This window comes from Bacillus cereus group sp. MYBK227-1 (genome assembly GCF_051916325.1).
GTDB lineage: Bacteria > Bacillota > Bacilli > Bacillales > Bacillaceae_G > Bacillus_A > Bacillus_A cereus.
Map to the genome: position 1 here is coordinate 1,029,942 of NZ_JBQAGK010000001.1, position 15,015 is coordinate 1,044,956.

Here is a 15,015-nt window from a genome sequence, read left to right on the forward strand (position 1 = left end):
AAAGAATGAATTACATATAAACTGATTTATATGTTGTAAGTGTTTCTATATTGGGTTTGTAAATCTACACAATAAGGTTTCATTGTATATAATAAGTGGAATAGAAGTTCAGTTAGATAAAATTCGGTAGTCGAATTTTTTTGCATAAAGCTGTATAATGCTTGTAACGAAAGGGAAATACAGGAAGGGATTTGTAATGAGTTACTATGGAAAAAGATAAACAACAATTAAGCGTTGAAGTTGCAAGATTATATTATCAATCAGATTATAGTCAGCAAGAAATTGCTAACAAATTAAATATTTCAAGACCGACGATTTCTAGATTGTTAAAGTACGCGAAAGAAAAAGGGTTTGTTCAAATTAGCATCGCCGATCCATTTGCGGATTTAGATAACGTTGGGAATTTACTGAAAGAAAAGTACAACTTGTTAGAGGCACATGTTGTGTTTTCTCCAGTACCGGAATATGCAACGATTACAGAGTATATAAGTAAATATGCTGCTGAGTATATGGAAAAGACGGTTAAAAACGGTGATATTGTTGGTGTAAGCTGGGGAATGACGATGTATGAAATCGCTAGAAAAATCGTACCGCAACATGTAAAAGGGGTAGAGGTTGTCCAGCTAAAAGGTGGTATTAGTCATTCAAGTGTAAATACATATGCGAATGAGACGATAGCTTTATTTGCAGATGCTTTTCAAACGACGCCAAGAAATCTACCTCTTCCAGTTATATTTGATAATGCAGTGACAAAAGAATTAGTGGAGCAGGATCGACATATTCATCACATTATCGAAATGGGAAAACAAGCGAATATTGCAATTTTTACTGTAGGAACAGTGCGAGACGAAGCGTTATTATTCCGATTAGGTTATTTCGATAAGGATGAAACAAATTTACTCAAAAAACAATCGGTCGGTGACATTTGTTCACGTTTCTTTGATGGAGACGGAAATATTAGTAGCGAAGAAATCAATAAGCGTACCATTGGAATTGAGTTAGAGGAACTGAAATTAAAGAAACGCTCTATTTTAGTTGCAGGTGGTAATAGAAAAATAAAAGCAATTGATGGTGCGTTACGTGGCGGGTATGCGAATGTATTAATTATCGATCAGCATACAGCAAAAGAACTGTTACATTATCAAAAAGGTTAGAAATAAAAGGAGTTCTCAAAATTAACATATTGAGAACTCCTTTTATTTTGTTATGTATGAATGATAGGAGTCTTTTTTGAACACAATTTGCCTTTTTAAAAATAATTATGGATATGGAGATACATACTACCATTGTTAACATAGAAAATTTGATTATATAGGAAGTGTTCTTTGTTAGAATGCGCTTTATTTACTACAAGAAAATTCCTTTTAAAAAAGAATGAACAAAATTTCAAAAGTGTATTTACATTTGTTCAACTAAGAGTTAGAATGAAGTTGTTAAAAGATATGAGGAGTGAAGATAATGAACATTGCAAAGTTAATTGACCATACAATTTTAAAAGCTAATACTACTAAAGAAGATGTTATGAAAGTAATCGAAGAAGCAAAGGAATATAAATTCGCTTCTGTTTGTATTAACCCAACATGGGTAAAATTAGCGGCTGATGAACTAGCTGGACATGATGTAGACGTTTGTACTGTAATCGGTTTCCCATTAGGAGCAAGCACTACTGAAACAAAAGCATTTGAAACAAAAGATGCTATTGCAAAAGGTGCAACTGAAGTTGATATGGTAATCAACGTAGGCGCTTTGAAAGATGGCGACAACGAACTTGTTGAAAAAGACATTTATGAAGTAGTACAAGCAGCAAAAGGAAAAGCTCTTGTAAAAGTAATCATTGAAACTTGCCTATTAACAGATGAAGAGAAAGTACGTGCTTGTGAATTATCAGTAAAAGCTGGTGCTGATTTCGTAAAAACTTCAACTGGATTCTCAACTGGCGGAGCAACTGCTGAAGATATCGCATTAATGCGTAAAACAGTAGGACCAAACGTTGGTGTAAAAGCATCTGGCGGTGTTCGTACACGTGAAGATGCAGACAAAATGGTAGCTGCTGGAGCTTCTCGCGTTGGAGCAAGTGCTAGTGTTGCAATCGTATTAAATGATGCAAAAGGTGCTACAGATAACTACTAATCGATAAAAGCTTAAAGCAATAGATATACGTTTAAAGTATATCTATTGCTTTAATAATTGAAAAAAATGTAAGCGGATACGAATGGGAGGAAACGGCTTATGAAATACTTAATCGGTGTTTTTGGCCTCGTATTGATTTTAGGTATCGCTTGGCTTGCTAGTAATGATAGAAAGAAAGTCAAATATCGTCCAATCATAACGATGGTTATATTACAATTCATTTTGGGGTTTCTATTATTAAATACAAGTGTAGGGAATATATTAATTAGCGGAATAGCAGATGGTTTTGGAGAGTTATTAAAATATGCCGCTGACGGTGTGAATTTCGTATTTGGTGGATTAGTAAATCAAAAAGAGTTTTCGTTCTTTTTAAGTGTATTAATGCCAATCGTATTTATATCAGCCTTAATAGGTATTTTGCAACATATTAAAGTATTACCTATTATTGTGAAATCTATCGGTCTAGCATTAAGTAAAGTAAATGGAATGGGGAAACTAGAATCATATAACGCTGTTGCATCTGCGATTTTAGGACAATCTGAAGTATTTATTTCAGTTAAGAAACAACTAGGGTTATTGCCAGAGAAAAGAATGTATACATTATGTGCATCAGCAATGTCTACAGTTTCTATGTCTATCGTTGGATCATATATGGTGTTATTAAAACCACAATATGTTGTAACCGCTTTAGTGCTTAACTTATTCGGTGGTTTCATCATTGCTTCTATCATTAACCCATATGAAGTTACTGAGGAAGAAGATATGTTAGAAGTACAAGAAGAAGAGAAGAAGACCTTCTTTGAAGTATTAGGGGAATACATTATTGATGGATTTAAAGTTGCGATTACAGTAGCAGCTATGTTAGTCGGTTTCGTTGCTCTTATCGCATTCATTAATGCAGTATTTAAAGGTGTAATCGGTATTTCATTCCAAGAAATTCTTGGTTATGCATTTGCACCATTTGCATTTATTATGGGTGTACCTTGGCATGAAGCAGTTAATGCTGGAAATATTATGGCAACAAAATTAGTATCAAATGAATTTGTCGCTATGACAGATTTAGCACAAGGAAACTTTAATTTCTCAGATAGAACGACAGCGATTATCTCTGTATTCTTAGTTTCATTTGCAAACTTCTCTTCAATTGGGATTATTGCAGGGGCAGTTAAGAGCTTAAATGAAAAGCAAGGGAATGTAGTCGCAAGATTTGGTTTGAAATTACTATTCGGTGCAACATTAGTAAGTTTCTTATCAGCAACAATCGTTGGCTTATTATTTTAATAGATTTATATAATATAAAAAGGAATGGTGATTGTAATGAGAATGGTAGATATTATTGCAAAAAAACGTGACGGCAAAGAATTAACGACTGAAGAAATCAAATTCTTTATTAATGGATATACAGACGGAAGTATTCCTGATTATCAAGTGAGTGCGCTTGCAATGGCAATCTTCTTTAAAGATATGACAGATCGCGAACGTGCAGATTTAACGATGGCGATGGTTGAGTCTGGAGAAACGATCGACTTATCAGCAATTGAAGGAATTAAAGTAGACAAACATTCAACTGGCGGTGTTGGTGATACAACAACATTAGTATTAGGACCGTTAGTAGCTGCTTTAGATGTACCAGTAGCAAAAATGTCTGGTCGTGGTTTAGGACATACAGGCGGAACAATTGATAAATTAGAAGCGGTAGAAGGATTCCACGTTGAAATTACGAAAGAACAATTCATTGATATTGTAAACCGTGACAAAGTAGCTGTTATTGGACAAACAGGAAACTTAACACCTGCAGATAAAAAGATTTATGCATTACGCGACGTAACAGGAACTGTTAACTCAATTCCTTTAATCGCAAGTTCAATTATGAGTAAAAAAATTGCAGCTGGTGCTGACGCAATCGTACTTGATGTAAAAACAGGTGCTGGTGCATTTATGAAAACAGAAGAAGATGCAAAAGAATTAGCACATGCAATGGTACGTATCGGAAATAACGTAGGACGTCAAACAATGGCAGTTATTTCAGATATGTCACAACCTCTTGGATTTGCGATTGGTAATGCTCTAGAAGTGAAAGAAGCGATTGATACGTTAAAAGGTGAAGGTCCAGAAGATTTAACAGAATTAGTACTTGTATTAGGAAGTCAAATGGTCGTACTTGCGAAAAAAGCAAATACGTTAGAAGAAGCTCGTGAAATGCTAATTGAAGTGATGAAAAACGGAAAAGCAACTGCGAAATTTAAAGAGTTCTTAAGCAATCAAGGCGGAGATAGCTCAATTGTAGACAATCCAGAAAAAATGCCACAAGCGAAGTATGTAATTGATGTACCTGCAAAAACTTCAGGTGTTATTTCTAACATTGTTGCAGATGAGATTGGTATTGCAGCTATGTTACTTGGTGCAGGTCGTGCAACGAAGGAAGATGAAATCGATTTAGCAGTAGGATTAATGTTACGTAAAAAAGTTGGCGATGCAGTAAAAGAAGGTGAGCCGTTCGTAACAATCTACGCAAATCGTGAAAATGTAGAAGATGTAAAAGCAAAAATTTATGAGAACATCTCTATCGCTGAAACAGCAGTGGCTCCTAAATTAGTTCATACAGTTATTACTGACTAATGATCATTTCATTTACTTTGAGGGGGAAATAATATGGATAAGAAAAAATATATTGAAGAAGCAAACAAGATGTTATCGAAAGCGTATATTCCGTATTCTAAATTTCCTGTTGGCGCAGCGTTAGTTACGAAAGAAGGGAAAGTCTATACTGGTTGTAATATAGAAAATGCTTCTTACGGTTTATGTAACTGTGCAGAAAGAACAGCAATATTTAAAGCGGTATCAGAAGGGGAGCGCGATTTTAGTTACTTAGTTATTACAGGAGAAACTGATGGACCGATTTCACCATGTGGTGCGTGTAGACAAGTAATTGCTGAATTCTGTGATCCGAAAATGCCTGTATTACTAACGAATGTAAAAGGTGATGAAAAAGAAGTGACTGTTGAGCAATTACTTCCAGGTGCTTTCACAATTGACGATTTAAAATAAGTTAAAAAGCCATTTTGCAATTATTAATTGCAGAATGGCTTTTTTGTTCATATTCCGTTCATAAACTTTGCGTAAAATGATTGCAGCGAATATGGAAAGTTTACAGCAGGAGGAATATAATGAAGAAATTCTATAATGTGGCATGTAGTTACTTATTGGTTTATGATTTTGTTAAAAAAGTCATTTAAATAGATAGGAGTGGAAAGTATGATAGCACTTTTATCAAGTGTCGTAGCAGTTTGTATGGCTGTTGGGGTAATGTTTCTACGTTTTAAAGCAGCGAAAAAGCCGGTAACGAAAAAGAAAATTATATTGCCGCCAATTTTTATGAGTACAGGCGCAATGATGTACTTTTTACCAGAGTTTCGATTAACATCGTTAGAAATAGTCGAGGCAATTAGTATAGGGCTTATTTTCTCTATTTTTCTTATTAAAACAACTAAGTTCGAAATAAAAGGCGAACATATATTTATGAAACCGTCAAAAGCATTCATATTTATTTTAGTAGGCTTATTAGCTGTACGCGTGGCATTAAAGTCATATTTAAGCCAATCAATTGATTTGGCAGAGTTAAGCGGAATGTTTTTCTTACTTGCATTTGCGATGATTGTGTCGTGGAGAATTGCGATGTATCGCTCGTTTACTAAATTAAAAAAGACAATAAAAAGAGCTGGAATTTCTATATAGGAAATCCAGCTCTTTTTATGTTTTATTAGAATTCTTTAGCTCGGAACTCATTTGCTTAATTTTAAACGTATTTGAGCATCTTGTAATGCAGCAGGTGTAACGTTAAGACCATTTTGATCAACAATTTTTGTGTTTAATAAAATGGAATCTAGGCTTCCACGAAATGTTTCTGTATAGTTTTGACGTAACATTTGTTGTTCTTGTTTTTCATCAACTGTTAATCCAGTTGCTTTTTCTTTTTTTGACAATTCGTTAATACGGAATAAAATGTTTTTCATTTGATTCACCTCTAGTTAGATTTAATTATATTAGTTACTTACTAATATATAGTTATTTTAACGCTTAATTTTTATTATGTCAACACCATCTAAAAGGTTAAAAATTGACGAAAAATTATAACAATAATAAAATGAATAACAGAGGACAATTAGCTTTACAAGCATACATAGAACACTAGGGGGAGTATTATGAAATCAACATTTTTTGCTCAAAATAGAGAAAGACTAACGAAAACATTACCTGATGAATCCGTTACGATTTTATTTGCGGGACAAGCACCGCATATGTCAGCTGATGCACATTATAAATTTGTACCGAATCGTAATTTTTACTACTTAACGGGAATCGATGAACCAAATGTTATTTTTATGCTGAAAAAGTTTGGGAATAGTGTAGAAGAGACACTTTTCATTGAAAAATCAGATCCAGTAATGGAAAAATGGGTTGGGAAGACAGTTTCTAGCGAAGAAGCAGAGGGAATTTCAGGTATAAAGAAAGTTGTATATTTAGATAGCTTTGAAAAGACAATGTCAAATATACTTTTTACAGAAAATGCGAAGCATCTATATTTAGATATAGAACGTCGTGATTGGAATGGTACGGAGACAAAAACATTAGCATTTGCTAAACATGTAAGAGAAAAATACCCACACGTAACAATTGGTAATGTATATCCGAACATTTGTGAATTACGAGTATTTAAAACAGAGGAAGAAATTGAAATTATTAAAGAAGCGATTGCTGTAACGAAAGATGGTATTTACAATGTGTTAAAAAATGCAAAAGCAGGCATGATGGAGTATGAATTAGAAGCTCAATTTGATTTTACACTGAAATCATCTGGCATTAAGCACCATGCGTTCAATACAATTTTGGCGAGTGGGAAAAATGCTACAGTTCTTCATTATGAAGATAATGATGCACAAATTCAAAATGGTGACTTAGTATTACTAGATTTAGGTGCTCAAAAAGACTACTATAACGCTGATATTAGTTATACATTCCCGGCAAATGGAACATTCTCTAGTCGTCAAAAACAAATTTATAATATTGTATTAAAAGCATTAAAAGAAACAACAGCGCTTATTAAGCCAGGATTAAAGTTCGCTGCATTAAATGAGCATACAAAAAAGGTACTGGCAGAAGAGTGTAAAGCAATTGGTTTAATTCAAGAAGATGAAGAGTTATCAAAATACTATTATCATGGTGTCAGCCATTTCCTTGGTTTAGATACACATGATGTAGGAACATATAAAGATAGAGTGTTAGAAGAAGGTATGGTTATAACAATTGAACCTGGTCTTTATATTGAAGGAGAATCAATTGGAATTCGTATTGAAGATGACATTCTTGTAACGAAAGACGGGTATGAAAACTTGTCAAAAGATATCATTAGGGAAGTTGAAGAAATTGAAGAATTTATGAGTGTAAATAATGAACATGTAAAAGGAAACCAAGCTGTAGTTAAATAATAAAAGAGTCATCACTAATTTATTTGAACTTTATCTCGAACCGTGGACAATTAAAAAATCCATGATTCGGGATAGGGTTCTTTTCTTCGAAATACTAATCTTTAATTATTAATCCTAATAAAGTAGCAAACTGAACAGCTTGATATGTTGATACTTTACATCCTCTTAAATCGTTCACTGAAACTGTAAGTGTATCAAAGGTAGAAGAACTAATATCTATCCCCTTCAGTGATGTCTGATCAAAATTAGCTTCATCAAGACTACATAATTGGAATTCAACTTTTTTAAGTTTACAGTCAAAAAAATCTGCATTATTTAATGAAGTTTCATTGAAGATGATTTTTTCTAGTTTGGAATTTCCAAATGCCGCTAAATTCAAAATTGAATTCTCAAATTTAACATTTCCTAAGCTAGATTCTGTGAAATTTACTCCGATTAATTTACTGTTTTTAAATTCGACTCTGTGAACAGAAGAATTGCTTAAATTAACATTTGATAAATCACAGTTTTCAAAACAAACATCTGTAATATCAATATTGCTAAAGTCTGTATTAGTAAACTTACAGTTTTTTATCACCGCATCATATAATCGCACTCTATCTACAGATTCATTTTCGAAAGTGGAGTCTATAATTTCACACACTTCCAATGTTGGAACTTCTTCATAAAAAATATCTTGAAAATTCTTTGAAGATAACTCTGGTGAAATTTTTGGTCTATCAATTTTCATCGTATATCAATCCTCTTCTATTTGATATATTTGTGTAATTTGAGTCTATTGTCTTCTTGTAAGGAACATTAGTTCTTATTATACAAAAATGTAAGTTCTTTTGTGAAGAGCATTTTAGCTACATTTTTCTTATTTAATAATAGCAGTGTTATTGTTTCTTAAGAAATAACGTCAAAACAAATACGAGAACGGCTAGTATAGTCGCTACAAGGAAAATATTTTGTATTTCTAAAATATTCGCCTCTTGTAATGTCTCCGCTTTTAGTAATCTTCCAATTAGCTTACGTAAGATCTAATTACATCTCCTTATTTTCTTGAAAATCAACTTCTATAATGATTTTGAAAAAGAAAAAGGAGGGATTTTCCATGAAGCGATTTGTATTAACAGCCGTTACAGTCTCTGTAATATTTTTAATTGCTGCCTGTTCTGTGACGACAAATATAACAAATGATCATAAAAATATGAATGATAAAAAAACACTACAGACTGAAACAGCTACAACACCATTGAAAGTTGAAAAAGGACCAGAAGTTACTTTAATAGCGAAAGAAGAAAAGCAAAAATTAAGTAACGGTGTTATTGTTCCAGTCTGGACATTTAATGGCTCATCTCCTGGTTCAGAAATTCGGGTGAAAAAAGGTGAAAAGGTGAAAGTGACATTAAAAAATGAATTATCTGCACCAGTATCTATTCATTGGCATGGATATCCTGTCCCAAATAACATGGATGGAATTCCAGGCGTGACACAAGATGCAGTTGAACCAGGAAAAAGTTTCACTTACGAATTTGAAGCGAACGTACCAGGAACGTACTGGTATCACTCGCATCAAGATTCTGTAAATCAATTAGATAGAGGTTTGTATGGAGCGCTCATTGTAGAAGATACAAAGGAAAAATATGATAAAGATTACACATTAATGTTGGATGAATGGGTTACAGATAAAGAAGAAATGAATAAGCAGTTAAAAGAAATGACAAAAGGGCAAATAGGTAATAAATCTAAAGGTAATGAAAATGGGGAAAAGAATGATGATAAGAACGGCATGGCTCATTCTGATATGAACATGGGCAGTGATAAAAAAGACTCTAGTAATATGGAAGGAATGGACCATGGAAATATGAAGATGGAAGGTCATGATATGAGTATGTACGATTTATTCACAATCAATGGAAAAAGCGGTGATTTAGTAGCGCCATTAAAAGTGAATAAGGGAGATAACGTTCGTCTTAGACTCGTCAATGCTGGTTATCTATCACATGATATACATGTTCATGGCCATGATATAAAAGTAATTGCGACAGATGGTCAACCAATAAACGATCCAAAAGTTATAAAGGATAAAGTAATTTCAATCGCACCGGGTGAACGTTATGATATTGAATTTACTGCTAACAATTCGGGGAAATGGTATGTTGAAGACCATTCGAAAAATAAAGGTGCAAAAGGAATGAAAGCTGTTATTGAGTATGATGGCAGCAAAGAGATGAAAGATAAAACAGACGAAAAAGAAAAATTATCGAAATTAGATATGACGAAATATGGTGCTAAAAAATTAGGTAGTTTCACGTTAAATCAAGAGTATACTGCCACATATAATATGGACTTAAATACGCAAATGAATGGAAATGAAATGGTATATACAATTAACGGAAAGGTATTTCCAGATATTGACCCAATTCAAGTAAAAAAGGGTGATTTAGTAAAAGTAAAATTAGTAAATGGTTCTAAAATGGACGATCATCCAATGCATTTACATGGTCACTTCTTCCAGTTATTGAGTAAAGGTGGAAAACCGATAGAAGGTTCTCCAATTGTGAAAGATACATTGAACTTAAAACCGGGAGAAGAATATGAAGTAGCCTTTGTAGCAGATAATCCGGGCGATTGGATGTTCCACTGTCATGATTTACACCATGCTTCAGCTGGGATGGTAACAGAAGTAAAATATACAGATTACAAATCGGATTATGTTCCAAACCGAAACATTCCTAATAAGCCAGAGTAATATTAAGCAGTTATCCTATGGATAGCTGCTTATTCATTTTTGTTGCAAGTACTAATGTATGTGTTGATCATGCCCGGATGTAGGTGAGGGAGTATGATCTGGGAATGTCGCGAATACGGCAACGATAATTACTACACTAATTGAAAGTAATGACAAAAAACGCTGTTGGATAAAAGTAGAAAAGTTCTCCGATAATAATTGAATCACACAGGACATAGTAATCGTTATAGTAAGTAAAAGGCTAATGAACAATATACTATGAGCTTGTTGAGCGTTTAACATTTCTGTAATCATTGCTCCCATCATACTTGCCATTAATCCAGAGAACATTCCTTCTAAAGCGGTATATAGGTGAAAACGTAGACCGATTAAAAAGCCGATAAAACCACTAATTGAAATAGCAAGCAAAGTAGAATATAGTAATTCCTCCTTAAAGAGAATGCCTAAGTAAAAACCAATACTTAAACCGATACTCATACTAAAAGACATAATAAATACCATATACTCCATTAGGGTACCCTTACGTTTGGAAATATAGGATGTAATAAGAATCGAAGTACAGCAAAGTGTTAAGGTAGTTAACGTATAAGCAAACATTATGATACCTCCTTGTCCTATCGTTCATTTCATCATATGTTTATATGGAGGGTACTTATGCTTATTAATATCTGCATATTATCTGCACAATTTCATAGATGTAGGCAAAGAGACGTTTGATTTTTTAGGGCGTCTTTTTTAATTATAAGCATGTGAAAGAAATTGTTATATTATGAGTTTCTATTGTGAAGCCATAAAGAATAAGCGTATAATATTATAGGTCTCACATTTGCGAGACAAACCGCGAATGATAAATAAGATTGTTGTTTTATCATCGCTTCTAAACATATAGACAATGAAAGTAACACTGGAATACAGATAGGGAGTTATAAAATGAAATTAATTATTGCCGAGAAACCAGATCAAGGGTTGGCTCTTGTTTCACAGTTTAAATATCGCCGGAAAGATGGATATTTAGAGGTAGAAGCGAATGAGTTATTTCCAAATGGAGCGTACTGTACATGGGCAATTGGTCATTTGACGCAGTTATGTAATCCAGAGCATTATCACGCAGAGTGGAAAAAATGGTCACTTAATACGTTACCGATGATTCCAGAGCGTTTTCAATTTGAAGTAACAAAGTCAAAGTATAAACAGTTTAACGTTGTGAAACAGCTGTTACATAATCCACAGGTAACAGAAATTATTCACGCAGGCGATGCTGGGCGTGAAGGGGAACTGATCGTACGAAATATTATTAATCTTTGTAACGTGCAAAAGCCGATGAAGCGTCTATGGATTTCGTCTTTAACGAAGCAAGCTATTTACCAAGGGTTTAAAAATCTACTTGATGAATCAGATACAATTAATACGTATTACGAAGCATACACAAGATCTTGTGCTGACTGGGTTGTTGGTATGAATGCATCACGTGTCTTTAGTATTTTGCTAAAGAAAAAAGGAATGAATGATGTATTTTCTGCTGGTCGTGTCCAGACACCAACGTTAGCATTGATTGTAAAGCGAGAGAAAGAAATTGAAAACTTTAAGTCAGAGCCTTTCTGGGAAGTGTTTGCAACCTTTAATATAGAAGGAAAGAAATATGACGGAAAATGGGAAAAGGATAATGAATCCCGCTTAAAAGACCCTGATATGGCGAATAAAATTGCGGCATTTTGCCAAGGGAAACCGGCTGTTGTGAAGGAAATGAAAACGGAGCGTAAAGAGTTTCAGCCGCCACTTTTATTTAACTTATCATCACTGCAAGCAACGGCAAATAAAGCCTTTAAGTTTTCACCGAAAAAGACGCTTGATATAACGCAAGCACTCTATCAAAAAGGGATTGTTTCTTATCCACGTTCAGATTCTAACTATGTTACACAAGGAGAAGCAGCGACGTTCCCTGATATTTTACAGAAGTTAAGTCAGTTTGATGAATATAAAGGCTTATTACCGGCTCCGGTTGAATCCATTATGAATAACAAGCGTTATGTAAATGAAAAGAAAGTAACAGATCACTACGCAATTATTCCGACAGAGCAAGTTACAAACCCAAGCAGACTATCAGGTGATGAAAAGAAAATATACGATATGATCGTAAGAAGGCTTATTGCAGCTCATTATGAAGTTGCAATCTTTGACTATACAACGATTGTAACGCTTGTAGATGAACGTGCTGAATTCATTTCAAAAGGAAAACAGCAAATTCAAGAAGGTTGGCGTAAAGTTATTTTCCAAGACGATAAAGATGACGAAACCATTCTTCCAATTGTAGCTGAAGGCGAAGAAGGAAAAGTTGTAAAGGTGAAAGTGAAAGAAGGAAAAACACAGCCACCGAAGCGCTATACAGAAGGACAACTTATTACGTTAATGAAAACAGCTGGTAAGTATTTAGAGAATGAAGAGCTGGAGAAAGTATTAAAGAAAACAGAAGGTTTAGGTACGGAAGCGACTCGCGCAGGTATTATTACGATGCTGAAAGACCGTAAGTATATAGATGTAAAGAAAAACCAAGTGTATGCGACCGATAAAGGAAAAGTATTAATTACCGCAATTGGTGATAAAATACTAGCTTCACCAGAAATGACTGCGAAATGGGAACAACGTCTTGCGGAAATTGGTGAAGGTACAGCTTCACCAGCTACATTTATGGAACAGACGAAAAAGCTATCAGCTAAAATTATTGAAGATGCAGTGGAAATGTCTGAGAAGTGGGATTTCACTGGACTACATGTTGAATCGATTGAACGAAAAGGATCGAAATTTACAACGGGTAAAAAGGTTGGTAGCTGTAAAAAATGTGATGGCGATGTAATTGATAAGTCAACGTTTTACGGTTGTTCTAACTATAATACAACGCAATGTGATTTCACCATTTCAAAGAAGATATTAAGTAAAACAATTTCGCAAAAGAATATGACAAAGCTCTTAAAAGGTGAAAAGACTGATTTAATTAAAGGCTTTAAAAAGGGCGAGAAAACGTTTGATGCGAAATTAGAGTGGAAAGATAATAAGATTAATTTTGTATTTGAGAATTAATTTGTTAAAAGAGCATGACATAAAACTGTCATGCTCTTTTGTTTTTCTTTTATATAAAATTTAACGATAAAAAAAATCCTTTAAATAATAATTTTTTATTGTAAAACGATAAAACTTGTATTAAAATCAAAATCATAATAAATGAGTGAGGTGCTTTTGTTAAAAGGTAACAACCTTATTTTTAAAATTAGAGGAGGTATAACTATGAACATTAACAATTTGATTGTTAAAAATATGGATAACCCCCATGAGTTGGAGAAGATGTATAGAAAAGATCCGAAAGCTTTTAAAAAAGCATTCTCACAAGCATGGGACCAAAACCCTGATTCTCAAGTTCTAGGTGCTTGGTATGAAAGGTTGCATTTCAAGGAGAAAGTAAATAAAGAAAAAACATCTTTGTTTCAAAAAGGTTTCTTATTCATGGGCCTTTTAGCTATTCTGGCCGGCATAAGCACCAGGATCATTTTCCACTTTGTTGAGCAGGAAGCAATTGCTCCAATTAACTTGGCTTTTGGTGTAATTCCCTTTATTGCTGCTTATTTTGTTTACAATAATACTCCGAAAAAAAGTATTATTTATTCCCTTGCAGCGTTGTTCCTAATTTCCGGGTATTATCTTAATACGCTGCCAGTAAATTATAAAGACAGTACCATACTTGCGTATTTACATCTTCCTATATTTTTATGGGTCTTAGTAGGGCTTGCATTTACAGGAAATGAATATTCAAAAGGCAGTACAAGATTAGCCTATATTAAATTTAATTTAGAATATTGTCTTCTCTACGGGAGCATGGCAGTGAGCGGAATGATACTTGCGGTATTCACCATGCGTTTATTTAGCTTTGTTGACTTAGATATAGGAGAATTCTATTTTAGTAATGTTGTTTTATTTGGAGCAGCGGCTCTCGCTATTGTGACTGCATACTTAGTATCAATGAATCTTAAGCTTGCTAAAAATATTACACCATACATATCTAAAATTTTTAGTCCTCTCGTCCTGATTACCTTGCTTATCTATCTTATAACGGTAATTTGGGTCGGGAAAAATCCATTCTTGGATCGCAATTTCCTAATGGCCTTCAACGGAATACTGCTTGGCGTATTGGCTGTTACTATATTTTCTATCGTTGAGAGTGACTCGGACGAGAAAAAGAACATTTCAGATTATATAAATTTTTCCTTAATTGTTCTGGCGCTTATTATTGACACTGTCGCATTGTCAGCCATAGTATTCAGACTTTCTTCTTACGGGATTACACCTAATAGACTTGCTGTTTTAGGAGTAAACATACTGATTTGGGCAAATCTCATTTGGATTATGTTTGCCTATATGCGTTTCTTGCAAAATAAATCAGGACTAAAAGCTATCCAAGATGCCGTTACGAAGTATTTGCCAATATACGGACTTTGGGCAGCTTTCGTTATATTTACGTTTCCTATCATTTTTAATTAGAAAGGATCTGTTAATGCGGGAGTGGTGAGGGCTAATAATCATTGGGGGATGAACAAAACCCCCAATGATTAAAGTTTCACTTTATTACAATTGGTATTATTACGTTTGTAGTTTCGGTAATTTCATTTGTATTGA

General features: G+C 33.9%; 13 protein-coding genes. 10 read left to right on the top strand and 3 right to left on the bottom strand.

Features of this window, described 5'->3' with window-relative positions:
- The first annotated feature begins 206 nt into the window (after positions 1 to 206).
- The 6 genes from ACTFRM_RS05520 to ACTFRM_RS05545 all read left to right on the top strand — a co-directional run bounded on the left by ACTFRM_RS05520 (position 207) and on the right by ACTFRM_RS05545 (position 5,865).
- On the top strand, positions 207 to 1,154 hold the full coding sequence (locus ACTFRM_RS05520) for a sugar-binding transcriptional regulator (protein WP_000409781.1): 948 nt from the start codon (positions 207 to 209) through the stop codon (positions 1,152 to 1,154).
- A 304-nt stretch (positions 1,155 to 1,458) separates the two neighbouring features.
- Positions 1,459 to 2,130 (top strand): deoxyribose-phosphate aldolase, encoded by a 672-nt coding sequence (gene deoC / locus ACTFRM_RS05525; protein WP_001017441.1) that lies wholly within the window; start codon positions 1,459 to 1,461, stop codon positions 2,128 to 2,130.
- A gap of 99 nt (positions 2,131 to 2,229) precedes the next feature.
- Positions 2,230 to 3,411, top strand: a complete 1,182-nt coding sequence (locus tag ACTFRM_RS05530; protein ID WP_000876188.1) for a NupC/NupG family nucleoside CNT transporter — start codon at positions 2,230 to 2,232, stop codon at positions 3,409 to 3,411.
- Positions 3,412 to 3,447: 36 nt separating this feature from the next.
- Positions 3,448 to 4,749, top strand: coding sequence for a pyrimidine-nucleoside phosphorylase (locus ACTFRM_RS05535; protein ID WP_002093946.1), 1,302 nt, complete (start codon positions 3,448 to 3,450; stop codon positions 4,747 to 4,749).
- Positions 4,750 to 4,782: 33 nt separating this feature from the next.
- Positions 4,783 to 5,178: a cytidine deaminase gene (locus ACTFRM_RS05540; protein ID WP_000358545.1), complete on the top strand. Its 396-nt coding sequence runs from the start codon at positions 4,783 to 4,785 to the stop codon at positions 5,176 to 5,178.
- 207 nt (positions 5,179 to 5,385) lie between these two features.
- Entirely contained in the window at positions 5,386 to 5,865 is a 480-nt protein-coding gene (locus tag ACTFRM_RS05545) for a CcdC family protein (RefSeq protein ID WP_000561075.1), read from the top strand.
- Positions 5,866 to 5,912: 47 nt separating this feature from the next.
- Here ACTFRM_RS05545 and ACTFRM_RS05550 read toward each other — a convergent pair whose 3' ends face one another.
- Positions 5,913 to 6,143, bottom strand: coding sequence for a DUF896 domain-containing protein (locus tag ACTFRM_RS05550; RefSeq protein WP_000789782.1), 231 nt, complete (start codon positions 6,141 to 6,143; stop codon positions 5,913 to 5,915).
- A 189-nt stretch (positions 6,144 to 6,332) separates the two neighbouring features.
- Between ACTFRM_RS05550 and ACTFRM_RS05555 the strand changes: the two genes are divergently transcribed.
- Positions 6,333 to 7,616 (top strand): aminopeptidase P family protein, encoded by a 1,284-nt coding sequence (locus tag ACTFRM_RS05555; protein ID WP_000842981.1) that lies wholly within the window; start codon positions 6,333 to 6,335, stop codon positions 7,614 to 7,616.
- 94 nt (positions 7,617 to 7,710) lie between these two features.
- Here ACTFRM_RS05555 and ACTFRM_RS05560 read toward each other — a convergent pair whose 3' ends face one another.
- Positions 7,711 to 8,346 (bottom strand): pentapeptide repeat-containing protein, encoded by a 636-nt coding sequence (locus tag ACTFRM_RS05560; protein WP_440043115.1) that lies wholly within the window; start codon positions 8,344 to 8,346, stop codon positions 7,711 to 7,713.
- A 366-nt stretch (positions 8,347 to 8,712) separates the two neighbouring features.
- Here ACTFRM_RS05560 and ACTFRM_RS05565 point away from each other — a divergent pair, with 366 nt between their 5' ends.
- On the top strand, positions 8,713 to 10,353 hold the full coding sequence (locus ACTFRM_RS05565; RefSeq protein WP_173600612.1) for a multicopper oxidase family protein: 1,641 nt from the start codon (positions 8,713 to 8,715) through the stop codon (positions 10,351 to 10,353).
- A 51-nt stretch (positions 10,354 to 10,404) separates the two neighbouring features.
- Here the strand turns inward: ACTFRM_RS05565 and ACTFRM_RS05570 are convergent, their stop codons facing one another.
- Positions 10,405 to 10,950, bottom strand: coding sequence for a hypothetical protein (locus ACTFRM_RS05570; protein WP_000458537.1), 546 nt, complete (start codon positions 10,948 to 10,950; stop codon positions 10,405 to 10,407).
- A gap of 333 nt (positions 10,951 to 11,283) precedes the next feature.
- On the opposite strand from ACTFRM_RS05570, the gene topB reads away from it, so the two are divergent.
- Together topB and ACTFRM_RS05580 are read left to right on the top strand one after the other, a co-directional pair.
- A complete protein-coding gene (gene topB, locus ACTFRM_RS05575) occupies positions 11,284 to 13,428 on the top strand; it encodes a DNA topoisomerase III (protein WP_000766771.1) in 2,145 nt (714 codons plus the stop codon).
- Between the two features lie 204 nt (positions 13,429 to 13,632).
- Positions 13,633 to 14,880 carry a DUF4153 domain-containing protein gene (locus ACTFRM_RS05580; protein WP_001024721.1) on the top strand — a complete coding sequence of 416 codons (1,248 nt, stop codon included), beginning with the start codon at positions 13,633 to 13,635 and terminating at the stop codon, positions 14,878 to 14,880.
- The last annotated feature ends 135 nt before the right edge of the window (positions 14,881 to 15,015 follow it).